Annotated in this window: 22 protein-coding genes; 9 read left to right on the top strand and 13 right to left on the bottom strand. The window is 61.9% G+C overall.

From position 1 onward, the window contains the following. Positions 1-292 precede the first annotated feature (292 nt). From ASD28_RS24525 to ASD28_RS24505, 4 genes are all read right to left on the bottom strand, one after another. Complete coding sequence (locus tag ASD28_RS24525) at positions 293-3415, bottom strand: efflux RND transporter permease subunit (protein WP_056134710.1); 3123 nt, start codon at positions 3413-3415, stop codon at positions 293-295. Positions 3416-3426: 11 nt separating this feature from the next. Beyond that, a complete protein-coding gene (locus ASD28_RS24520) occupies positions 3427-4650 on the bottom strand; it encodes an efflux RND transporter periplasmic adaptor subunit (RefSeq protein WP_056134708.1) in 1224 nt (407 codons plus the stop codon). Next, on the bottom strand, positions 4647-5909 hold the full coding sequence (locus ASD28_RS24515; protein WP_082577551.1) for a TolC family protein: 1263 nt from the start codon (positions 5907-5909) through the stop codon (positions 4647-4649). The genes ASD28_RS24520 and ASD28_RS24515 overlap by 4 nt, the downstream gene beginning before the upstream one ends. A 440-nt stretch (positions 5910-6349) precedes the next feature. Further along, complete coding sequence (locus ASD28_RS24505) at positions 6350-6901, bottom strand: cation transporter (RefSeq protein WP_229412249.1); 552 nt, start codon at positions 6899-6901, stop codon at positions 6350-6352. A gap of 149 nt (positions 6902-7050) precedes the next feature. Here ASD28_RS24505 and cadR point away from each other — a divergent pair, with 149 nt between their 5' ends. Further along, positions 7051-7482, top strand: a complete 432-nt coding sequence (cadR, locus tag ASD28_RS24500) for a Cd(II)/Pb(II)-responsive transcriptional regulator (protein ID WP_056134697.1) — start codon at positions 7051-7053, stop codon at positions 7480-7482. A gap of 260 nt (positions 7483-7742) precedes the next feature. Here the strand turns inward: cadR and ASD28_RS24495 are convergent, their stop codons facing one another. Beyond that, the gene (locus ASD28_RS24495; RefSeq protein WP_056134694.1) at positions 7743-8171 is read right to left on the bottom strand and encodes a DUF4440 domain-containing protein; all 429 of its coding nucleotides are present in this window, start codon (positions 8169-8171) and stop codon (positions 7743-7745) included. Between the two features lie 122 nt (positions 8172-8293). Then, the gene (locus ASD28_RS24490) at positions 8294-9451 is read right to left on the bottom strand and encodes an acyltransferase (protein ID WP_056134691.1); all 1158 of its coding nucleotides are present in this window, start codon (positions 9449-9451) and stop codon (positions 8294-8296) included. A gap of 174 nt (positions 9452-9625) precedes the next feature. Here ASD28_RS24490 and ASD28_RS24485 point away from each other — a divergent pair, with 174 nt between their 5' ends. The 4 genes from ASD28_RS24485 to ASD28_RS24470 all read left to right on the top strand — a co-directional run bounded on the left by ASD28_RS24485 (position 9626) and on the right by ASD28_RS24470 (position 13154). Next, on the top strand, positions 9626-10006 hold the full coding sequence (locus ASD28_RS24485) for a hypothetical protein (protein WP_056134689.1): 381 nt from the start codon (positions 9626-9628) through the stop codon (positions 10004-10006). Positions 10007-10075: 69 nt separating this feature from the next. Further along, the gene (locus tag ASD28_RS32065) at positions 10076-10399 is read left to right on the top strand and encodes a hypothetical protein (RefSeq protein WP_156403936.1); all 324 of its coding nucleotides are present in this window, start codon (positions 10076-10078) and stop codon (positions 10397-10399) included. After that, positions 10396-11766 (top strand): TolC family protein, encoded by a 1371-nt coding sequence (locus ASD28_RS24475; RefSeq protein ID WP_056134683.1) that lies wholly within the window; start codon positions 10396-10398, stop codon positions 11764-11766. Before ASD28_RS32065 ends, ASD28_RS24475 begins: the two co-directional genes overlap by 4 nt. Continuing rightward, complete coding sequence (locus ASD28_RS24470) at positions 11763-13154, top strand: copper oxidase (protein WP_056134679.1); 1392 nt, start codon at positions 11763-11765, stop codon at positions 13152-13154. The genes ASD28_RS24475 and ASD28_RS24470 overlap by 4 nt, the downstream gene beginning before the upstream one ends. 73 nt (positions 13155-13227) lie before the next feature. Here the strand turns inward: ASD28_RS24470 and ASD28_RS24465 are convergent, their stop codons facing one another. From ASD28_RS24465 to ASD28_RS32340, 7 genes are all read right to left on the bottom strand, one after another. Next, positions 13228-13722: a DUF305 domain-containing protein gene (locus ASD28_RS24465; protein ID WP_229412248.1), complete on the bottom strand. Its 495-nt coding sequence runs from the start codon at positions 13720-13722 to the stop codon at positions 13228-13230. 88 nt (positions 13723-13810) lie between these two features. Continuing rightward, positions 13811-14533, bottom strand: a complete 723-nt coding sequence (locus tag ASD28_RS24460; protein WP_056134677.1) for a DUF305 domain-containing protein — start codon at positions 14531-14533, stop codon at positions 13811-13813. A 31-nt stretch (positions 14534-14564) separates the two neighbouring features. Then, positions 14565-15236: a PEP-CTERM sorting domain-containing protein gene (locus ASD28_RS24455; RefSeq protein ID WP_056134674.1), complete on the bottom strand. Its 672-nt coding sequence runs from the start codon at positions 15234-15236 to the stop codon at positions 14565-14567. Between the two features lie 71 nt (positions 15237-15307). Beyond that, positions 15308-15646, bottom strand: coding sequence for a four-helix bundle copper-binding protein (locus ASD28_RS24450; protein WP_056134670.1), 339 nt, complete (start codon positions 15644-15646; stop codon positions 15308-15310). 85 nt (positions 15647-15731) lie between these two features. Next, the gene (locus ASD28_RS24445; RefSeq protein ID WP_229412247.1) at positions 15732-16844 is read right to left on the bottom strand and encodes a copper resistance protein B; all 1113 of its coding nucleotides are present in this window, start codon (positions 16842-16844) and stop codon (positions 15732-15734) included. Then, positions 16841-18730, bottom strand: coding sequence for a copper resistance system multicopper oxidase (locus ASD28_RS24440; protein WP_056134667.1), 1890 nt, complete (start codon positions 18728-18730; stop codon positions 16841-16843). The genes ASD28_RS24445 and ASD28_RS24440 overlap by 4 nt, the downstream gene beginning before the upstream one ends. A 277-nt stretch (positions 18731-19007) precedes the next feature. Continuing rightward, positions 19008-19406 carry a hypothetical protein gene (locus tag ASD28_RS32340; RefSeq protein WP_056134664.1) on the bottom strand — a complete coding sequence of 133 codons (399 nt, stop codon included), beginning with the start codon at positions 19404-19406 and terminating at the stop codon, positions 19008-19010. 139 nt (positions 19407-19545) lie between these two features. On the opposite strand from ASD28_RS32340, the gene ASD28_RS31370 reads away from it, so the two are divergent. The 4 genes from ASD28_RS31370 (at position 19546) to ASD28_RS24420 (ending at position 21879) form a co-directional block, all read left to right on the top strand. Next, positions 19546-19941, top strand: a complete 396-nt coding sequence (locus ASD28_RS31370) for a DUF2946 family protein (protein ID WP_082577550.1) — start codon at positions 19546-19548, stop codon at positions 19939-19941. Positions 19942-20123: 182 nt separating this feature from the next. Beyond that, a complete protein-coding gene (locus ASD28_RS24430; RefSeq protein ID WP_056134661.1) occupies positions 20124-20489 on the top strand; it encodes a copper-binding protein in 366 nt (121 codons plus the stop codon). An 86-nt stretch (positions 20490-20575) separates the two neighbouring features. After that, on the top strand, positions 20576-20941 hold the full coding sequence (copC, locus tag ASD28_RS24425; protein WP_056134659.1) for a copper homeostasis periplasmic binding protein CopC: 366 nt from the start codon (positions 20576-20578) through the stop codon (positions 20939-20941). After that, on the top strand, positions 20941-21879 hold the full coding sequence (locus tag ASD28_RS24420; protein WP_056134656.1) for a copper resistance D family protein: 939 nt from the start codon (positions 20941-20943) through the stop codon (positions 21877-21879). Before copC ends, ASD28_RS24420 begins: the two co-directional genes overlap by 1 nt. The last annotated feature ends 29 nt before the right edge of the window (positions 21880-21908 follow it).

Here is a 21908-nt window from a genome sequence, read left to right as displayed (position 1 = left end):
GCCAATGAAGACTTCTTGTCTGCTCGGCCCCTGCTGTGATGCTTACGTTTTCTGTTACGGCCCAGCCATGTAAGAAACACAAGAAATGCTCCCACACCGCAGACCGCGACAACAACTGAAACGATGAGCAGTTGCCCATGAAAGTCTTCCGGCTGGCCCATCAATCTCCTCCACCAGGATTAGCTGCAGGATCGCCCAACTCTACCAAGCCCAAGCTGGACGCTCTGTTTCTGATCTCTCGTATATCTGCAATTGTTCAGGACCGGTTATGCGAGCCGGCCCTGAACACGACTTATGCCTTCGTGCGCCTATGGGCCCAGGTATAAAGCGCCGGCAAAATCAGCAGTGTAAGAGCCGTCGACGACAGGATGCCGCCAATGACCACCGTCGCCAGCGGCCGCTGCACTTCAGCACCGGTACTCGTCGCAAGGGCCATCGGCAGGAACCCGAGCGAAGCGACCAGCGCCGTCATCAGCACCGCCCTTAGCCGCACCTGCGCTCCCTCGTGCATCGCATGCTCAGGCGTATATCCCTGCTCCCTTAGCGAGCGCACGAACGAGATCATCACCAGCCCGTTCAGCACGGCGACCCCGGACAACGCGATAAAGCCGATCGCAGCGGAGATCGACAGCGGCAGCCCACGCAGCCACAACGCCAGCACGCCGCCGCTCATGGCAAACGGAATGCCACTGAACACGAGCAACCCATCCCTGATGCTGTTGAACATCAGGTACAGCAGCGCGAACACGATCGCCAGTGCAGCGGGGATGACGAGCGCAAGACGCTGGCTGGCCGCCTGCAGGTTCTCGAACTGACCGCCCAGGTTCAGCCAGATTCCCGCTGGCAGCTTCACCTTCCCCAGGCTGGACTTGAGTTCACCAACGAAAGAACCCAGGTCGCGCCCTCGCACGTTCGCAGTGACGACGATCCTTCGCTTGCCATTTTCACGGCTGATCTGATTCGCTTCCGGAACGAAGCTCAGTGTAGCGATCTCGGATAGCGGGATACTGGCTGCGCGCCCCTCCTGCGGCGGCAGCGAGACCGGCAGCTGCTTCAGGCTGTCGATGTCGTTGCGAACACCTTCCGGCAAGCGCACCGTGATGGCGAAACGCCTGTCGCCCTCGAACATCATGCCGACGTCGCGGCCGCCAACGAGCGTGCTGAAGGCCTCCTGGACGTCTGCGACGTTCAGGCCATAGCGCGCAGCCTTGATCCGGTCCACCGACAGGGTCAACGCGGGCAATCCTTCCGTTTGCTCGACCTTGACCTCGGCAGCTCCCTGCAGCTTGCCCACCACCTGGGCGATCTGCTGCGCGGTTGCCGTCATGGTTTCGGTGTCGTCGCCGAACACCTTGACGGCGATATCGCTGCGTACACCCGAAATGAGCTCGTTGAAGCGAAGCTGGATCGGCTGGGAGAACTCGTAGTTATTTCCAGGAACCCTGTTGGCCGCCTCGGTGATCGCATCCACCAGCTGGGCATGCGACTTGCGCGGCCCCGGCCACTGGCTTTCCGGCCGCAGGATGATGTAGCTGTCGGCGGCATTTGGCGGCATCGGGTCCGTCGCCACCTCGGACGTGCCGACACGCGCGAACATGCGCTCGATCTCGGGGAATTGCTTGAGCAGCGTGCTTTCGAGGTGCTGCTGCATCGTCACCGACTGCTGCAGGCTGGTCCCGGGGATGCGCATGGTGAGCACCGCCAGATCTCCTTCGTTCAGGTTGGGTGCGAACTCGGTTCCCAGCCGGGTCGCGAGCAGTCCGGATAGAAGCACGCTCAGCGCCGCAAACGTGAGGGCAACGGGCCGGTTGCGAAGCACCCATTCCAGCATCGGCCGGTACAGGTCGCGCGCCTTGTGCATGATCTTGTTTTCATGCTCGGCGGCCTGCTTGCTGACGAACAGTGCGACCGCCGCAGGAACGAAGGTCACCGACAGGATCATCGCCGCGACCAGTGCCATCACCACCGTGATCGCCATCGGGTGGAACATCTTCCCTTCGACGCCGGACAAGGCGAAGATCGGCAGATACACCGTCATGATGATCAACTGGCCAAACAGCAGGGGGCGCCGGGCTTCGGCCGCAGCGGCAGCCACCTCGGCGAAGCGTTCTTCCCGCGTCAGCTCTCTTCCAGCGGCGGTGTGAGCGAGGCTGAGCCGGCGAATACAGTTCTCGACGATGACGACGGCGCCATCGATGATGATGCCGAAATCGAGTGCACCAAGGCTCATCAGGTTCGCACTGACCCCGGCCTTGACCATGCCCGTGAACACCATCAGCATGGTCAGCGGGATTACCAATGCCGTGATCAGGGCGGCGCGCAGGTTACCGAGGAACAGGAACAGGATCGCGATGACGAGCAAGGCGCCTTCGATCAGGTTCTTGCGGACCGTGGCGATCGCCTTGTTCACCAGCACCGAGCGGTCGTACACCGGCAGCGCCTGTATGCCGGCGGGAAGCGAACGATTCACCTCTTCCAACTTGCGGCGCGCGTTCTCCGCCACCGCCCGGCTGTTTTCGCCGATGAGCATGAAGACCGCGCCCAGCACGACTTCGCGCCCGTTCTCGGTTGCGGCGCCGGTGCGTAACTCGCGGCCGGGTTCCACATCGGCGACGTCGCGCACCCTGATCGGTGCGCCCTGCACGACGTCGAGCACGATGTTGCGGATCTCTTCGATCGATTTCACCTGGCCTGGCGTGCGCACGACGAATTGCTCGCCGCCCCGTTCGATGTAGCCGGCGCCCGCGTTGGCGTTGTTGCGGTCGATCGCATTGACCAGTGTGGCGAGCGACAAGCCATGGCTCGTCAGCCTGGCCATGTCCGGCGCAACCTGGTATTCCTTCAGGTAGCCGCCGATGGTATTGACTTCGGTGACGCCGGCAACGCTGCGGAGCTGCGGCGCCACGATCCAGTCCTGGATCTCGCGCAGGTCCGCGGGCGTGTACAGGCTGCCGTCCGGCTTGCGGGCGCCCTCCTTCGTTTCGACCGTCCAGTAGAAGATCTCGCCGAGTCCGGTAGCGGTCGGGCCCATGGACGGCTCGACGTTGGCGGGCAGCCTGGCCTTGGCTTCCTGCAGCCGCTCGCTCACGAGCTGGCGCGCAAAGTAGATGTCGGTGCCTTCCTTGAACACGACGGTGACCTGTGACAGTCCGTACTTGGACAGCGATCGGGTCTGCTCAAGTCGAGGCAAGCCGTTCATCACGGTCTCGATCGGGAAGGTGATGCGCTGCTCGACCTCCAGCGGCGAATAGCCCGCCGCACTGGTGTTGATCTGCACCTGGACATTGGTAATGTCCGGGACGGCGTCGATCGGCAGGCGCTGGTAGCTGTAGACACCCAGTCCGGCCAGGCAGAACACGGCGAAGACGATGAGCCAGCGGCGGGCGATGGCAAGTTCGATGAGTTTCTGGAACATGTTCGCCCTGCTCAGTCGTCGTGCTCGGCTTCGGCCTTGCCGAGATCAGCCTTGAGAAGGAAGCTGCCACCGGCCGCATAGCTGGTGCCCGCTGCCAGTCCCTTCACGATCTCGGTCCGCTTGCCGTCCGAGCGCCCAATGGTGACGTCCTGCGCCCGGAAACCTGCACCGGTACGGACAAACACGACGTTGTGCTCATGGATGGTCTGGACGGCGTCACTGGCAACCGTCACGGGAACGCTCGATGGAGGTCCCATCAGGTCGGCGGTTGCCAGCATGCCGGGACGCAGCCGCAGCCCCTGGTTGGGCAGCGTGATCCTGGCCGTGGCCATGCGCGTGGTTACGCCGAGGACGGGGTCGACGAACGACACCGTTCCATCGAGCTCATTCGACAGCGCGTTGACGCTGACTTTCGCCGGCATCCCAGTACCGATTTGCGGCAGGCTGTCCGCAGGCACGGCGGCCTCGATCCAAACGTGGGACAGGTCGGCAATCGTGAGCAGCGGCTTGGTCTCATCGACTGCCTGCCCGGCCACGGCCGGCCTCTCGATCACGACACCATCCAGCGGTGCGCGGACAGTCACGATGCTCGACACCCCTTCGTCTTTCGTCGCGATGCCGAGGGCGCTCAGCCGCTGCCGCGCCGCCTGTGCGGCGATCTCGGCTTCCTTCAGCGCCGTCTGCGCGGCATCGAGATCCTGGCGTGCGGATATCCGCTCTTCCCACAGAGTTTTCTCGCGTTGGTAGGTGGTCCTGGCCAGGTTCAGCCGTTGCTGGGCACTGCCCAACTCTGCGCGCCACTGCGCCACGGTCGGACTCTGGATGGCGACAAGCGCCTGCCCCTTCTTGACCGTAGCGCCAGGCGATACCAGTACCGACTGCACGATACCTTGCGCAGGCGCCGCCAGCGCGACGGTCCGCTCCGCGTTGACCTTGATCTGCGCCGGCAGGTGCAGGCGTTCCTGAATCATGGCTGGCTTGGCGGTGTCGATCGAGATACCGTTGGCTTTGATCTGCGCCTCGGTCATCGCGATACTGCGCTCATCCTTGGCATCAGCCGGCGCCTCGCTCTCTTCGGCATGCCGGTCATCATGGCCATGCGAATCCTTGTGTTCCGCGTGTTCCGCAGTCTGCTGAGCGGCCGGGGCTGCGGGCTGTCGCCACAACATTAGGGCGGCAAGGACGGCAGCGATCACGCACATCAGCGCGATCGACAGTTTCTGTTTCTTGGTCATTTCGTATCTCGGTTATCTTGTTCAGCGGTGCCGGCGATTCGTTCGATGTCGGCATAGGCGCGATAGGCCTCTAGCATGCTATTCCACTGGCGTGATTGCGCCTGGAACCACGTGCGCTGCGCATCGAGCACCTCCAGGAAGGGAAACTTGCCGTACTCGAAGCCCTTGAGCGTCAGCTCGTAGGCGGACCTGGCATTGGGGATCACGTCCTGCCGCAGCAGCATGGCCTCGTTCCTTGCCACTTCGTAGCGGGTGTAGGCGGTAGCGAGCTCCGATGAGGCGTTTACTTGAGCGGCCGCGAGTTCTTCTCGCGCCTTGTCGGTACGCCGTAGCGCCGCCCTGAGGTTGCCCTCGTTACGGTTAAAGAGCGGCAGCGGTACTGACAGGCCAACGACGGCCTGGCGCCGTCCGACCTGGTCATCGCGCTGGCTGCCCACGGACAGCGTCAGGTCAGGCACGCGCGCCGCACGCTCCACGCTGGTTTGCGCCTCCTGGGCCGCAAGCTGGCTGCGGGCACGTTGGACCGACGTGGCATCCTTGGCTTGAGAAAGCAACGTTTCGAGCGGCTTCACCTGAGGGAGCTGGTCCGCCGGCTCCTTCAGGATGACCGATTCGGCTGGCCTGCCAATCAAGGCACCCAGCTTTGTCCTGGCAACGACAAGCTGCGCGGTGGCCTGGTTCAGTTCAGTGGCCGCATCGACCGCGGCAAGGCGAGCCTTGGTCTCATCGATTGGGGAGATCTTTCCAGCCGCGACGCGCTTGCCGGCAACCTCGACGCCCTTGCGGGCCAGTTCGCTCAGGGCCCGTGCAAGCGCCTGTCTTTGTTGGGCGACCAGCACCTCGTAATAGCTCACGATGACGTCGGACCGGACCTGCTGGCGCAGTACCATCTGCTCGCTTTTGGCCAGACCTACTGCGCCCTGGGCCAGTGCGACGCGGGCCTGGCGCTTGCCCCCAAGTTCGATTGGCTGGTTGATCTGGACGGTGGTCGTCCGCATCCCGGCCTGCTGGCCTTCACGAAGGTATTCCAGCTCCGGATTCGGCAAGCGGCCAGCCTGGTCGACCGTCGCTTCGCTCGCCGACACCTCGTGGGCGGCAGCTCGCACCGCAGGCTGATCGAGGGCTAGACGGATCGCCGTCGGTAGATCGATAGATGATGGTGTGCCTGGGGCCACGCGCATGGGCTCGGCTGCGCTGCAGCTCCATGCCAATGCGGCCGCAACGACCAGGGCACATAGTCGTTTGGGTTGGATAGTCATTCCTGCTCCTGAAAATGGTGAGACCAGGCGCGCAGGGACACGCGAGCCACCCGGCTCGCTTGTGGAAAATCTGCGCGCTAGTTAGCGGCGGCAGACCATTTGGGCCGTTCGAGGCGGGCGACCGGCGGAGCAGTCAGGAAAGGAGGGTCGAACGCGATCGTCGAAGCGTGGTGACGCTCACCAGGTATGACGACGGAATCCGACGGAAGGTAAAGAACGTGTCCGAACATGCAGGCTGGGCAGTGAGGGTCTGCCAAGGCTGATCTGTCGTCGTCGGCTACGAATATGGGTTCAGCAGCGATGGCGCCGGCCTGCCCGACGCTGTGATGGGTAAGGCCGGCGGGTGTCGTCACGCAGCACTTGTCCGCCGCTGCTAGGGCGACCTGGAGCGGATAGACAAGAAGCAGGATGATGATGACCCAGCGGCGCATGTGATGGTCTTATGACGTTGAAGTGCTCAAGCCACGCAATTCGGAACGGGCGCGCCCGATGATATCGCACGCTCCCGAAAGGCCGAGCACAGCCATGATACTGGCAACTGCGATATCGGGCCAGCCAGCTTTGCTGCCGAAGACCCCGATCGCGGCCAGCAGCACAGCCAGGTTGGCGATCATGTCGTTACGCGTGCAAAGCCAGACCGAACGCATGTTGGCATCACCATTTCGGAAGGCATACAGCAAAAACGCGACCACACCGTTTGCGGCAAGCGCGACGATGCCGATCACGCCCATGGTTTCTGCTTCCGGCGCGTGGCTGCCCAGGCCAATCCAGAGCGCCCGCGCCAACACGAGCACGCCGAACGCGCCCATGACAATGCCTTTGACGTACGCTGCGCGCGAACGCCAGATCGTGGCCATCCCGAGCACGAATAGCGAGACAGCGTAGTTGCCGGCATCCGCGAGGAAGTCGGCCGAGTCCGCCAGCAGAGATACAGAATCTGACTTCAGGCTGCTTACCAGCTCGACGCCGAACATCAGAAAGTTGATGAGCAACGCAACCCAAAGCACCTTGCGATAGCGGTTGTCAGGCGGCGGCGATTGGGAACTACAGGATCCCGAACAGCAAGACGACATAAGTACCTCCACATCTATAACCCGTATTAGAATCCCTGTAGCTACTACAAGGTCAAGCGGAGATGTACATGAATATGCGAATTGGTGAGCTGGCGAAGCTGACGGGGTGTCAGCCGGAGACTGTACGGTTCTATGAGCAAAAAGGGTTGCTGCCCCCGCCACTCAGGTCCCAGGCAAATTATCGAATGTACGGTGCGCCGCATGTCGAGCGCCTGCACTTCATCAGGCGCTGCCGCTCTCTGGGAATGTCGCTGGATGAAGTGCAGACCCTGCTCGGCTTTCAAGATCACCCGGATCAACCCTGCGGCGGGGTGAATAACCTAGTCGACCAACATATTCTGTCGATTGACCGGCAGATTGCCGAGCTACAGGCTCTGCACGCTCAGCTTTCCGAGCTTAGGCAGAGATGCGAATCGGCTCGTCCTGCGGGACAGTGTGAAATCTTGAAGCAGCTCAGCGATACAACCCCACCATTACCAGCGGATGAATCCATCATCTAGCCGAGGGAACTGCCGAAACCGCAGCAATCCCCCGAACTGAAGCCGAATCCGAAGGTCCCCCTCTAGCTCCGCCGATTCTTCCGTACCGGACGAGTCAGCTTTCGCTGACTTCCGTCCTTGCGAGGTTTGCGCTTCTCGCTCCATCGAAGCCATACAAGGAAAAATAGCATCGCGACCAGAACGCAAGCAGATGCAAGGAACGCAAGGAGGATTGTCAGGTTGTCGAAATCTTCTGGCGCATGCATGTGTCGCCATTTCCCCTATTTTGCCTTGCGCGACGACCAATGGAAGTGCGTGACTACCCAGGTATCGCCTTTTTTCTCGAGCACGGCGGTCTCCGTTCCAAACAAACGAACCGCCGAACCTTTATACGTGCCTTGCGTCTCGGTTTCCTGAATGACGACGGCCATGTCGCCAGCAATCCGCTCGCTTCCCTTCACCACCTTCCGGCTTGTACTCTTTGCGAAAGCGACATCGGCGGGAAGATGGTGCCCTGCGTACTCGTCCTTTGACTGCTCGACATGACCACTCTCGAAGATCTGGACTGCGGGACTGAGTAGCGACAGCGCCTTTGCGGTATCACCGCTGGCGACGGCTGCATGGTACTCCCCAACGACCTCGGTTGGACTGGCGGCGAATACGGGAAGTGATGTCGCGGCAAAAAAGGCGAGGCAGAACAGTCGGCGCATCGAGGCTCCTTATAGACCGAAATTACAAGTCTGACATTACACCAGAGATGGGTAAGTACCTCAAGATTTTCGACAGTCCTACCTCGATACTTTGTCGTCATGGCCGGAAACTGGGTTCCCAATCACGTCCCAACTGCACGAACACGTGCAAATAGGTGCATCTTTAGCCACTGACGCACACGTGGCGTGTTCGACTCAAAAGGCAGATAGAACAGGTAAGCGCCGACAACGAGAACCAGATACATGCCGGCGTACATGAGGTAATGGGACAGCCGGTAGGGCGAGAGCTGGCCGACACCCAACATCGACGCGAGCAGATGCCCCATCAAGAGGATCAGCGGCACGTGCAGCACGTACAAGGTGAATGAAAAGTTCGCGAAGAACCGTCCGATCCGGTCTAGCCAGTCCAGTTTCGGCCCCAGGCGGCGCTTGAACTGCATGCTCGACAGGAACAGTACGAACAGCAGGCTGAATAGTAGATACTGCGGAAAGCCTTCCGGCGTGATGTCGGTTTTACCCTTCAGCCGGATGACGACGGCGCTGCCGACGAACAGGAACAGCAAGGCCCAGCGCCATAGCGGGCCCGCCTCGATCTTCACCCGTGAGAACGCAGCGCCTAACAGCCATATCGAAAAATAAATCAATATGCTGCCGTGCACCAGCTGGAAGATGGCGCCGATCGCCAACACCGCCGCGACCCGCGTCGCGATTGTCCTGCCCCGAAACACCAGCACCAGAAGCGGGAACAGCACGTAGTACCAGGTCTCGTTGGCCAGGCTCCACAATGGGAAGTTGCCGCCGAATGGAGAAACGACAATTGTCTGCAGCCCGATCATGTTCCCGAAAAACGCGCTCATCGAGTACGGCTCGGACGTCGAAAACGACACGCGCGCCGTATCCAGGGCGCCGACGGCAGCACCTGCGAGCAACACGACCAGGAAAGTCGGCACAAGCACGACCCACAGCCGCGAAACCCTGTCGATTGTGTAATTCTGGAACGCCCGGTCCGAGTCCAGTTTGTTGAGAAAGCTTCCGCCGACCAACCAGCCACTGAGCACGAAAAAGACGATCACGGCCAGGTAAGCGAATCCGGCGCCGAACGCCAGGCCCTGAAACAGCAACGGTGGATTCGCCACTTCGCTGAAGCCGGGATACATCTGGGCACGCAGATGTGCTGCGGCCACCACCAGCGCTGCGAGTCCCCTCAACAGGGAGATCAACATCGAGTGCCAACAGTCTTCCTGCAGATTCGTCTTTTCGAGAATGGTGATTTTAGGCATGACAGCCTCGCTATTTGTGAAAAACCCGAATAACGATATAACCCAGCCATTGTTGATGTCCTGACTAGCCCCAAGTAGAGGTGACACTTATGGGACGTTGCTAACGTCAGGGAGCGCCGGACGCCAATAAGCTGTGCCTTGATGCATTCTCTTGATTTGCGGTACCATGTTTGGATGATGCGCACGATCTTTCGCCTTCTCCTGTGGCTTTCGATCACGGTGCTGTCCCTGCAGGGCGGCGCTGCGATGGCGGTCGGGCAGCCTGAACAGGCCGTGCACGAAACAATGGTCATGACCGGCCACCAACACCATCGGGCCACCGTGCAAGCAGACGGAGAGCACTGCACCGAGGCTGGCTCGAAGACAGTGGTTTCGTCACACGCCAAGTGCGTCGCTTGCGCAACTTGCTGCGTTGGCGCCGGCGCGCCTCCGGCACTACTGCCGACCTTCCACGCGCCGCCGTTCTCTTCCTCGCTGCACGCGCTTGCGGAAGCCGCGATGACCTCCATCGTCCCTCCCGCCCTCGAGCGACCACCACGCCTCGAACTCGTTTGATTTTCCGGGCGCGCTAACGGCGCGCATCTGGGCCGCCTGGTGCGGCCCTCAATCAACACGAAACAAACCATGAAATTTTCAGACCTGCTGCTGTTTGCAGCTGGCGTGCCGCTGCTCGCTTCCGCGCAAGCGCAGCAGTCGTTGCCGTGCGCAGCGAACGCGAATGCGCCTGTCGCGCCCCTACAGTACCAATCCGTCTTCGCCGATGTCGTCGCGTCGAAGGAAGCGCCGCAAGCGCCCGATAAACGCTGGGCTCGCGCTAACCGCGTCGTCCTCGGCGAGGAAGCAGAAGCTCCCGTATCGGGCGAACAGTCCACTGCCGGCGTATCCCAGAAGGTCTCCAGGCCAGAACCGATGCACGGCAAGCACGAACACAAAGGAGCGCACCAATGAACTCACCTTTACGACCTGGCCTGACTCGATTGGCCGTAGCGGTCAGCGCCGCGCTGCTCGCAGGCTGCGCGAGCTTTTCCCAGGATGGCGGACTCGATGATGTCGCCCGGATGGCGGAGGAACGCATCGCCCAGCCGGCACCGTTGAAGCGGGACCAGGACTCGCGGGCCGAAGTGACCGCCCTGCTCTCGAAGCCGCTCACCCCCGATGCCGCGGTGCGCATTGCCCTGCTCAACAACCACGGCCTGCAGGCGTCCCTGGCCGAGCTCGCGATCGCCGAAGCGGACTTCGTCCAGGCTGGGCGTCTGCCGAACCCCGGCTTCAGCTTTGGCCGGGTACGCGGCGGCGCCGAGACCGAAATCGACCGGCGGCTGTCCTTTGACCTGGCTGCGCTTGTGACCCTGCCGGCCCGCACCCGCATCGAACGTCGGCGCTTCGAACAAGCCAAGCTGCAGGCGGCAATGCAGGCTGTGAACCTGGCGGCCGACACGCGTAAGGCGTATTACTCGGCCGTGGCCGCGGCGCAGGCATCCGCCTTCGCGGACAAAGTACGCGTATCGGCCGAGGCCGCCGCCGAGCTTGCCGCGCGCATGCGCGCCACGGGCAACTGGAGCACTCTCGACGCCGCGCGTGAGCGCGCCTTCTACCAGGACGCCTTGACCCAGCAGGCGCACGCCCGCCTGCAGGCCACGACCGCACGCGAGGAACTGGTCCGCCTGCTGGGCCTGTGGGGCCCTTCCCTCGCATTCACCCTGCCGGACCGACTGCCCGATCTTCCCGCCCAGCCAGACCAGCCGGCCAATGCCGAAGCGACCGCACTGTCGCAGCGGCTCGACGTCCTCATCGCACGTCAGGATGCGCACGCGACGGCACAGGCGCTCGGCCTGACCAAGACAACCGGCTTCATCAATGTGTTCGATGCGGGTTACGCCAACAAGAGCACGACCGGCGCGCCCCGCGAGAACGGCTACGAAGTTTCGCTCGAGTTGCCGCTGTTCGACTGGGGCGGCGCGCGCGTGGCGCGGGCACAGGCAACATACATGCAGACGGTCCACCGTACCGGCGACATCGCCGTAAAAGCGCGCTCCGAAGTGCGCCAGGCCTATGCGAGCTATCGCACCGCCTACGACATCGCCCGCCACCACCGCGACGAGGTCGTCCCCCTTCGCAAGCATATCGCCGATGAGGTGCTGCTCCGGTACAACGGCATGCTGGCGAGCACCTTCGAACTGCTTGCCGAATCGCGCGAACAGCTTGCGGCCGTCAACGCCTCCATCGCAGCGCAGCGCGATTTCTGGATCGCCGCCACCAATCTTCAGACCGCTATGAATGCAGGCGGTAATACCGATGCAAGGACAGCACAATGATTTCCCGTCGAGATTTTTTCAAAGGCGCCGGCGCCGTCGCGGTAAGCACTGCCGCAGTTAGCCGTGTGGGCGCAGCATCGCTGCCCGAAGCGATGGTCATGGACAATGCAAAGACCCATGTGCCGCTGCCGCCCGCCACTGGGCGTCCGTTCAACCCGGTCGTGACCCTGAACGGCTGGTCCCTGCCCTGGCGGATGAACAATGGAGTAAAGGAGTTTCACTTGGTTGCCGAACCGGTGGTGCGCGAGTTCGCTCCCGGCATGAAGGTCAATTTGTGGGGCTACAACGGCCAGTCCCCTGGCCCGACCATCGAGGTCGTCGAGGGTGACCGGGTGCGTATTTTCGTCACCAACAAGCTGCCTGAGCAAACCAGCGTGCACTGGCATGGTCAACGCCTGCCGAACGGCATGGACGGCGTGACCGGCCTCACTCAGCCGGGCATCCCACCAGGCAAGACCTTCGTCTACGAATTCGTAGCGCGGCGCCCGGGCACCTTCATGTATCACCCGCACGCCGACGAGATGACCCAGATGGCGATGGGCATGATGGGCTTCTGGGTGACGCACCCGAAGGACATCGGGCGGTTTGCCGTCGACCGCGACTTCGTGTTCCTGCTCAGCGCCTATGACATCGAACCGGGCAGCTATACGCCGAAGGTCAACACCATGCTGGACTTTAACCTCTGGACGTTCAACAGCCGGGTCTTCCCGGGGATCGACACGATGCCGGTACGCCAGGGCGATCGTGTGCGCATCCGTGTCGGCAACCTGACCATGACCAACCACCCGATCCATCTTCACGGCCATGAGTTCGAAGTGACCGGCACCGATGGAGGCTGGACGCCGCCCGGCTCGCGCTGGCCGGAGGTGACCACAGACGTCGCCGTCGGCCAGATGCGGGCAATCGAGTTTATCGCGACGGAACCTGGCGACTGGGCCTTCCACTGCCACAAGTCGCACCACACGATGAATGCGATGGGCCACGACGTGCCGACGCTGATTGGCGTGGACCACCGCGGCATCGCCGAAAAGATCAGCAAGATCGTGCCGGACTACATGGTCATGGGCGAAAAGGGAGGGTCGATGGGCGGCATGGAAATGCCAATCCCGGAGAACACCCTGCCGATGATGACAGGTGACGGGCCGTTCGGCGGCGTCGAGATGGGCGGCATGTTCACCGTGCTGAAGGTGCGCAAGGACCAGAAGCGTGGCGACTACACCGACCCGGGCTGGTACAAGCATCCGGCGGGTACGGTCGCCTACGAATGGACTGGTCAGTTACCTGAGCCTGCACGAAGCAGCAATGCTGGACGCAGCCTGATGCCGGCCACTAGCAAGCCCGACGTTGAGCTGCAGGTGCGCAAACCTGTGGGGCATTCGGAACACTAGGACAAGGCACAGGGACAGTATGGCGGAGCGCCGACGTAATTCGCCTGTTGGCGCGCCGTCCACGCCGGCCGCCTCAGTGTTTTGTTTCCAGATCCCGGATGTACTCCTTCATTTCACCGATTTCCTTCTTTTGTGCGGCGATGATGCCGTCCGCCAGCTTGCGAACCCTCGGGTCGGCGATGTTCGCGCGCTCGCTGGTCAGGATGGCAATGGAGTGGTGGGGGATCATGGCACGCATATAGGCCACGTCGCCCACCGTCGCCTGGCTGCGCACCAGCCATAGCGACACAAGGAATACTACGAGGCTTCCTACAAGAATACCTATATTGAACCCTTTGTTCGGATACATCTTCCACATAAACGCGAGCATTACGATCGCCATCGTGGCGCCCATGATGAGCGCCATGAATGCCCGTGTTTCACTAAAGAAGATGTGGTCGGCCGAATAGGTGTTCAGATACATCAGACCGAACATGATGATCGTTCCCGCCCCAATCATCTGGGCGAATGTCGTGTACTTCATTGTTGCCATTGCATGATCTTGTCGATGTGGGTGCGATTCATCCATGGGTTTCTCCTTTTGAACTGATTGATGTAAGCAGCGCCGGGAGGCATTGCCCGGCGCCGCATGCTGCCGCCGACCAGAAACGAGTGCTTCAAAAATCCTGATCCTTCCGCCTGTCTCCGGTAGCTGGCACGAAACCACAATCGCCATACTTTTTGCAGAGCATTTCCCTCATATCGTTGATTCCATTCTTCTGGGCCACCACGATGTTCTCGCAGTAACGATGCAGGGGAGCATGCGCAATATCGCTCTTGACCTGGCAGTGCAAGCTTGGAGCCAACGCGCTCAGGTGATGATTGCTGAAGGTGCGCAGGAAAACCTGGTTGAACTGCGCGCCGGCCGGCGTACTTTCTAGATTGGCAATCATCTTTTGACCATCCGCGGTGAGCTGGGGTTGGTGCTGCATGCCGTACCAATCCTGAAGAAAGCGTTGTGCCTTCATGATTTCTTCGCGCTGCGTGCGGTTGGCCTGGCGCGACATTGAGCGTATTTGATCATCGCTCGCCTTGGCCACGGTGGCGCCGTAGCCAGGTGTCGGCGACGTCCCTTCGCCAGGATTGCTGACAGGCGCATTGCGCTGCGTATCCGTGCCAGCCGCCAGTTCGGTCATCCGCAATGCCGAATAATGGTGGTCGATGATAAAGACGAGATAGTTCTTCTCGAACGTCGCAGTCGAGCCGCGGCCCGGGCCGTCCGCAAACGCCGTGCCGGTGATCGCCACGAGCGCCAAACCCGCGAGTGCACGCGTGGCCAGGGTGCGGCAACGCGATACTGGCATTGCAGGGTGCGTGAAATACAGATTAGTGCGTTTCATCTTTCTCTCCTGTATGGTTGTGATGCGCGGTTCAAGCCACTGTCTTTGCCTGCTTCAATGTGAGGCTGCGCCGGCGAGCCAAAGCAGCAACGCCCAGTCCGCCCAACAGCATCGACCACGTCGCCGGCTCGGGCACCGCTAGAACGACATTGTTGGCCGCTGCCCAGTACACGGTGCCGTCGTCCTCCATGTTCTGGAAGGACACCGAGGTGAGCGGACGATCCGACAGGAAGGCGACGAACGAGTCCTGTGAAGCATTCGACAGCGTGAATGTCTCGCTGTCCGCACCGGACACCGCGCTCAGCACGATGGTGCGGTCCGGCATGAAGGCGCCGAATGAATCGGTTCCGAAAAAGTCTCCACCGAAGCCGAAGACCCCGGAAAAGAACGCGCTGAAGGTGATGACGTCGCTGGACATCGTTCCGCTCAGCCAGATATCGCTGCCGCTTCCAGACGGGTAAAAGCCGCCGTCGCCAGGTCCTGCACTTACCTGATAGGTGTAGGCGCCGGCCAGGCGACTCAGGGGGCTGCCGGTTTCCGTCATGGTCAGATCGTCGAAGGTGTCGGTGGCCGAGCCAGACACCCCATTGAGAAAGGCAGCGCGGTCGGTGAAGACCGTGATGTCTGCATGTGCGGCGGAAGCCACCATCGTCACGGCGCATGCGGCAAGCAGCTTCCGTGTGAGGGACAGACTGGAGTTCATCTTGCAGTTCCTTTCGTATGCGCCTTTCCCGCGTCCTGCGGGAAAGGCATTGTTATCGCGAACGCAAATCCTCAAGCCGCCGCGGCCGATCCCATCCGGCGGCACTCCTCGGCGCAGCGCCGGCAAGCGGCCGCGCAATCCTGGCAATGCTGCATCTGATGCTTGGCGCACTCGTCACCGCAGGCCTGGCAGACCTGGGCGCAAAGCTGGCAGAGCGCGCCGGCGAATTCGCTGCTACGGGCCATGAAGGCGGCAGCCAGCCTGCAGATCTGTGCGCAGTCCATATCGAGTGCAATGCAGCGCGCCATCATCTTGACGTCGTCCTCCTGCAGGCAGGCCGTCGAACACATGTCGCAGGCGTCGGCGCAGGCGTTGCAGGCATCGATACATGATTGATACTGTTGTTGCATGACGTTCTCCTTGAATGGTTGAAAATACCCTTTCAAGACGTCCCTATGGATAGTGCGGGATGGTCATGGCCACCCCGCTTAGTGATCAGAACCAGATACGCACGCCTGCAACGATCTGCGTACTCCGGTTTCGTTCTCCCCTCGCCCGCGCATAGTCGGCGGTGTCGCCGAAGTTGCGCGCCCAGGTCACGCCGACATACGGGGCGAACTGGCGCCGGATCTCGTAGCGCAGGCGCAGGCCAAGTTCGAGATCGGACAGCCCGCTGCCCACGCCCCTGGCCGGATCGGCGCGGCTGTACAGGTTGGCCTCGACTTCGGGTTCGAGGATCAGCTGCTGCGTGAACAGCAGTTCGTAACGCACGTTGAAACGCGCGGCAAGCCTTCCACCGGACCAGTAGGCGGTCGCTTCCGTATCGAACCAGTACGGCGCCAGGCCGCGCACGCCGAAGGCTAGCCAATTGCGCGAATCGCCGCCGCCGCTGTCGTGACGTACGCCGAGCTGGGTGCTCCAGAAGGTCGCGAAGGTGCGGTCCCATAAGGCTTCCGTGCGCAGGGACTGCAAGTGCCCTCCGCGCCGCTCACCCTCGGCCGTGAACCAGGCCTTGTTGTAGTCGTTCCCGTACCATGCGTCGGCGTCGAGGTTCTGGCCGTGTTCGCCGTCACCCTTCGCGTATTCGAACTTGTCGAGCAGGATCCGGCCGAAGCGCATCTCGTCGTTCATCTCGTTGCCAGGCAGGTGCGCGAAGCTCGTGCCTTCGGCATAAGCGTCCGGGTCGCGTGCGTCGGGCGGTGGACTGCCGCCCTGCATCGGGCCCATCTTCATGTCGTGGTCCATTCCGCGCATGGCGTCCATGCCGCCCATCGCTTGTCCCATGCTATGGTCCATGCTTGGTTTGCCCTGCTGCGGCGCAGGCTTGGCGCCCTGCACTTGGTCGTCACCCGCATGATTCATCTGCGAATGATCCATCCCGGACTGGTCCATCTGCGATTTTTCCATTTGGGTATGGTCCATCTGAGAATGATCCATCTGGGAGTGGTCCATTCCTTCCATCGTTTTGGACTGTCCCATGCCGGATGCCTGGCCGGTGCCGCCCTCCTTCGGCGGCTCGGTCGTCTGAGCCGATGCCGCGCCCGCAGCCACGAGGCCAAAGATCAGCAGCGCGACCGCTGCACCGGTTTTCGTCGTTGCGGTTTTCATGAGACGACCACCTCCCTGAACATGCCTGCTTCCATGTGATAAAGCAGATGGCAGTGGTACGCCCAATGGCCTGGGGCGTCGGCCGTCACCCGGTAAGTGACGCGCTGGGCCGGCTGCACGTTGATCGTGTGCTTGCGGACCAGGAACTCCCCGCTCGGCGACTCGAGCTCGCTCCACATGCCATGCAGGTGGATCGGGTGGTTCATCATGGTGTCGTTCACCAGCACGATGCGCAGCCGCTCGCCGTGCCTGAAATGGACGGGCTTGGACTCCGAGAACTTCTGGCCGTCGAAAGACCACATGAAGCGCTCCATGTTGCCGGTGAGGTGCAATTCGATCTCGCGGGTCGGCTCACGGTCGTCTACCGGTCCGCCGATTGTGTGGAGGTCGGCATAGGTCAACACGCGCCTCCCGTTGTTGCGCAGATTGACACCGGGGTCGTCGAGATTGGTGCGAGGCATGTCGACGTGCATGTCGACACCCGGGCCATACTCGGTGCGGGCGTGGGTGACTTTCGGAGGTCTGCCCTGGGCCATTGGCATCGTGTGGCCGCCGCCATGGCCGGCGTGTTGCATCGGCATCGGCATCTGCATCTGCCCGTGGCCCTCGCTCATCCCGCCGTGGGACATGCCCGGCATGTCATGCATGCCCTCCATCGAGTGCATGTCGTGCGGCGCCTTCCCTTCCTTGCCGGACGCCTGGTGCATGTCCGACATGCCGCCCATGCTCCCCATTGCCATCGCGCCCATCATGTCCTGCATGGCCAGCCACTGGGGCGGATCCATATCGGGCACCGGGGCAGACATGCCGTTGCGCGGCGCCAGCGTCGCGCGCACGAAGCCGGAACGCCCGATCGACTGCGCGAAGATGGTGTAGGCTTGGTCGCCGGTTGGCTCGACCAGCACGTCATAGGTTTCGGCAACGGAAATCCGGAATTCGTCGACCGGCACGGGCTCGACGTCCTGTCCGTCCGCGGCGATCACCGTCATCTTGAGGCCCGGAATGCGAACGTCGAAGATCGTCGTCGCCGAGCCGTTGATGAAGCGCAGCCTGACATTCTCACCCGGACGGAACAAGCCGGTCCAGTTCCTGTCAGTAGGCGTACCATTGATCAGGTAGGCCATCCTCACGCCCAGGTTGCGACTGGCAGTCACGTCGCTGAAGTCGGTCGGCAACATGCGCATCTGGTTCCACATCTTGCGCTTGTCGAGCGCGGCCCCGAGGCCGTTCTTCCGTAGGTCGTCCAGGAACTGGCCGACGGTCGGCTGGTTGGTGTTGAAGAAGTCGCTCATTTTCTTGAGCTTGGCAAAGACCTTGGCAGGATCGCCATCGACCCAGTCCGACAGCATGACGACGTAGTCACGGTCCGCCTTCACCCGTTCGCCGTTCTTCGGCTCGATCACGATCGAACCGGCCAAGCCGCTCTGCTCCTGGAATTCGGAATGGCTGTGGTACCAGTAGGTTCCGCTCTGCTTGACCTGGAAGCGATAGGTGAAGGTCTGGCCCGGAGGAATCCCGGTGAAACTGATGCCGGGCACGCCGTCCATCTCCGCCGGCACCAGGATACCGTGCCAGTGAATGGAACTCGTGACCGGCAGCCGGTTGGTCACGCGCAGCGTCACGGTGTCGCCCTCGCGCCAGTACAGGACCGGCCCAGGAACCTGGCCGTTGACCGCGGTGGCGACCTGCGGTGCGCCAGTGAAGTTGACCGGCGATGGCACGATCTCGAGGTCGAATTCGGTGCCGCGCAAGATCGGCTGCGCGGCCTGACCGGCTGCCAGCAGTCTGGCTGGGACCAGCCCGGCGAGGGCGGCGGCCCCTGCGCCCTGCAGGAGCCGTCGTCGCCACCGGTTCACGGCGCTCTCCTCAAAAACACGTTGCTGCATGAAGTATTCCCCTAGATGAAGTGATGAAACAATTGCCGCAGTACGGGCCCGCGTCGCGCACGCAGGCGCACTCGCAGCAAACCTCGCTGCGCAGCTACGTGGCGGACGCGGCCTGCGCGCACTCCCAAAGCGTGCGGCCTCCGCGCGTGTTTCGTCGATATCGAAATTCGAATGAAGATGAATGGCTGGCCGGCATCGGTCGATGGCATGTCGCGTGCATCCCGCATGCGCGACGTCTCCGAAGGATGCCGGGAGAGCGTTCAGCCCACTTGGGAAGTCAACCGCGTGGCGGTCGCTCTATGCGGGATGGGATCCAGCCCGTGAAGGAGGAGATTGGGGAAACGGAGTCCGTTGCAAACTGCTCTGCAGGAAACCCAGCAACCGCGAAAGGCGGGGGCGCCGAGGCGCCGATATAGCCGGCACTGCACGCCCGGCAGGAAGAATGCTTTTGGTGGGCGCCACTATCGCAGGGCATGTCATGATCTGCGGCGACGCTGGCGTGCGCTTGTGCGGTCGACTGGGTCATCGACATCGACATCGCCATCTCATGCTCGTCGCAGTCATCCTTGACCGCAGCTTCCGGGCTTGCCGACGTGGTATGCGCCATTCTGCATGGCGATGTGATCGTGGCGGCGATGCCCTGCATGGGCAGCGACACGATCAGTATCCATAGCATGAGGACTCGAACGAATGGGCGCATGTAAATCAATCTAGCACATGCAAAAATGACATGTCCGCACGATACGGCACCGCAACGTTCGAAGCTTCCCTGCCGATGGGATTGCCGATACTTTCGCATATGCTAGAATCGACGTGTGAAAGCCATCCTGAAAGTCTTGATCGTCTGGATGACGTTGCTGGCGGTGCCGCTCCAAGGCTTCGCTTCCGCGACGATGTCCTTCTGTGTGCCGCCAGTGGCGGGACAGGACAGTCACGACCACGAATCGATGGCCGACGACTTCGACATGTCCGGTGCTCACGCCCATGACGAGCACGCGGGTCCGGGCATGCAGGCCGACCATCATCCCGCGTCTCATCATCAGGCCGGCAAATGTGCCACCTGTGCGACATGCAGCGCCTGTTTGTCGATGGCACCGTCGTTCGTTGCCGTGCTACCGGCAACTGCTTCTTCGTCAACAACCATTCCCTTTGACCGGCATCTCTTGCCATCGGTCTACCTTGCGCTTCTAGAGCGACCTCCACGCGTCTGACCTTTCACACTGCTGAACGTTTCGTTCCTGCCAAGGCACGGACATGCCTGGCTACGCCTTCGTCGCCGGCACCTCAGCGTGCACAGCCCTTCTTTATCTGTAACTAAAACGGACCGCGTCAGGCCGGCAAGCGCCGTCGCGCGTCCACTGCAATTGAATTTTGACTGTTTTTGGAGCTTCAAATGACTCGTTTTTCTTCCCTGTTCAGCACCCTCCTCGTTTCCGCCGGCCTTGCGCTGGCAGCGGCCAATGCATCGGCACAGATGCAGATGCAGGACCACAGCCAGCACCACGCCGCGCCTGCCGCTTTGCAGGATGATGCGAATGCGCTGACCGACGGCGAGGTCAAGAAAGTCGACAAGGACACCGGCAAGCTGACGGTACAACATGGCGCGCTGACCAATCTCAACATGCCTGGTATGACCATGTCCTTCAAGGTGCAGGATCCGGCAATGCTCGACCAAGTGAAAACTGGCGACAAGATCCGGCTGCGCGTCGAGCGCATCAACGGCGCCTTCACGGTGACCAAACTGGAAGCTGCCAACTAAAGCTGCAGGCGTTCTGCTGTCGCTACCGGCAGTCAGAACGCTCCACAACCATACCTCGACCCAACCAAAGAATCAGGAATAAAAACATGCCCATCAAACGCATTTTGGCCCTGGCCACCTTCGCTCTCGCAAGTACCGTAACGTCGTCCGCTTTCGCGCACGCCAAACTGCAATCGTCGGATCCCCAGGCCGGCAGCACGCTCGGAGATGCGCCGAAGCAGGTGCGCCTCAAGTTCAACGAAGCGCTCGAGCCGGCGTTCAGCAAGATCAAGGTGACGGGCGCCCAAAATAACGAGATCCCGGTCGCCGCGACCACCGTCGACAAGGCGGATCCCACCGTCATGACGGCGCCGCTCCCGCCGCTGTCCTCGGGCGAGTATCACATCCAGTGGTCGACGATGACCCACGACGGTCACAAGGCAAAGGGCGAAGTCACGTTCAAGGTCAAGTGATGGGGCTGGACCTGCAAGCTGTCCAGCACGTCGTCACTGCCCTTCTGAACCTCGCAGTAGCCCTCGTCACGGGAGCGAGCGCTTCGCGCTTGTGGATGAGTCGTGACGCATCCAGCTGGGCCGACGCGCGCCGCCAGTCCGTCCGCAAGACTGCCTTGACCGGTGTCGTGGTCGCTCTGGCCGCGAACGCCGTGCTGTTGTGGCTGGAATCGGCGGCCATGGCCGAGGTCCCCGTCACTGAAGCGGCCGGTGCCACCTGGTCGATGCTGACCTCGACACACCTTGGGCTCGCGTGGTCCATTGGGATGTTCGGGCTGGCCATGGCTACCGTCGGAACCTGCATGCGCGGCGATCGGAACCAGGTGCCTGCACTGCTGACTTTTGCGTCGCTTGCCGTATTCTGGTACACGCGCGGCATGGTCAGCCACGCCGCCAGCGAAGGCGACTTCAGCCTGCCCTTGCTGGCGGACTGGATCCACCTCGGCCTGATCAGCCTATGGGTCGGTGAAGTGTTCCTTGCTGGCGGGGTCATGTTGAGGGCAACCGAAAACATGGCCACGGCCGACAGACGCGCGCGGGCGGCTTATGTAGCGTCCCTATCCAGCTCGGCGACGTTCGCGCTTACAGGCATCTTGGCCACGGGCCTGTATGCAAGCTGGCGCAACCTGGGCGGATTCGAAAACCTGGTCGGCAACCCGTATGGCAACACGCTTGTTGCGAAGCTGCTGCTCGTAGGCGTTGCGGCGATGCTAGGTGGGATCAATCGCTTTGTCGTGATGCCGCCGTGGCTCGCGCGCGAGTCCGCAGGAAATGCCGCCCCCGAGCTTTTACCGATGCGGTTCAAGCGCATACTTTGGATCGAAGCGCTTGTATTGCTTGCGGTCGTCGTTCTGGCGGCCTGGCTTGCATCGACATCGCCCCCGGGCGAACAGATGTAGGACGTTCCAGCTGACTGGTAGTTGTTTTC

It is taken from the genome of Massilia sp. Root133 (genome assembly GCF_001426525.1).
Classification (GTDB): domain Bacteria; phylum Pseudomonadota; class Gammaproteobacteria; order Burkholderiales; family Burkholderiaceae_D; genus Telluria; species Telluria orientalis.
Note: the sequence above shows the minus strand (reverse complement) of the source record. Positions and strands in the feature narration are given on the sequence as shown.

Coding starts and splice junctions, on each gene's coding strand:
- ASD28_RS24520 (WP_056134708.1), bottom strand. CDS start 4,650: ATGACCAAGAAACAGAAACTGTCGATCGCGCTGATGTGCGTGATCGCT.
- ASD28_RS32065 (WP_156403936.1), top strand. CDS start 10,076: ATGAAATTTTCAGACCTGCTGCTGTTTGCAGCTGGCGTGCCGCTGCTC.
- cadR (WP_056134697.1), top strand. CDS start 7,051: ATGAATATGCGAATTGGTGAGCTGGCGAAGCTGACGGGGTGTCAGCCG.
- ASD28_RS24525 (WP_056134710.1), bottom strand. CDS start 3,415: ATGTTCCAGAAACTCATCGAACTTGCCATCGCCCGCCGCTGGCTCATC.
- ASD28_RS24470 (WP_056134679.1), top strand. CDS start 11,763: ATGATTTCCCGTCGAGATTTTTTCAAAGGCGCCGGCGCCGTCGCGGTA.
- copC (WP_056134659.1), top strand. CDS start 20,576: ATGCCCATCAAACGCATTTTGGCCCTGGCCACCTTCGCTCTCGCAAGT.
- ASD28_RS24515 (WP_082577551.1), bottom strand. CDS start 5,909: ATGACTATCCAACCCAAACGACTATGTGCCCTGGTCGTTGCGGCCGCA.
- ASD28_RS24455 (WP_056134674.1), bottom strand. CDS start 15,236: ATGAACTCCAGTCTGTCCCTCACACGGAAGCTGCTTGCCGCATGCGCC.
- ASD28_RS24450 (WP_056134670.1), bottom strand. CDS start 15,646: ATGCAACAACAGTATCAATCATGTATCGATGCCTGCAACGCCTGCGCC.
- ASD28_RS24475 (WP_056134683.1), top strand. CDS start 10,396: ATGAACTCACCTTTACGACCTGGCCTGACTCGATTGGCCGTAGCGGTC.
- ASD28_RS24445 (WP_229412247.1), bottom strand. CDS start 16,844: ATGAAAACCGCAACGACGAAAACCGGTGCAGCGGTCGCGCTGCTGATC.
- ASD28_RS24460 (WP_056134677.1), bottom strand. CDS start 14,533: ATGAAACGCACTAATCTGTATTTCACGCACCCTGCAATGCCAGTATCG.
- ASD28_RS24490 (WP_056134691.1), bottom strand. CDS start 9,451: ATGCCTAAAATCACCATTCTCGAAAAGACGAATCTGCAGGAAGACTGT.
- ASD28_RS24495 (WP_056134694.1), bottom strand. CDS start 8,171: ATGCGCCGACTGTTCTGCCTCGCCTTTTTTGCCGCGACATCACTTCCC.
- ASD28_RS24485 (WP_056134689.1), top strand. CDS start 9,626: ATGATGCGCACGATCTTTCGCCTTCTCCTGTGGCTTTCGATCACGGTG.
- ASD28_RS24465 (WP_229412248.1), bottom strand. CDS start 13,722: ATGGATGAATCGCACCCACATCGACAAGATCATGCAATGGCAACAATG.
- ASD28_RS32340 (WP_056134664.1), bottom strand. CDS start 19,406: ATGCTATGGATACTGATCGTGTCGCTGCCCATGCAGGGCATCGCCGCC.
- ASD28_RS24430 (WP_056134661.1), top strand. CDS start 20,124: ATGACTCGTTTTTCTTCCCTGTTCAGCACCCTCCTCGTTTCCGCCGGC.
- ASD28_RS24420 (WP_056134656.1), top strand. CDS start 20,941: ATGGGGCTGGACCTGCAAGCTGTCCAGCACGTCGTCACTGCCCTTCTG.
- ASD28_RS24440 (WP_056134667.1), bottom strand. CDS start 18,730: ATGCAGCAACGTGTTTTTGAGGAGAGCGCCGTGAACCGGTGGCGACGA.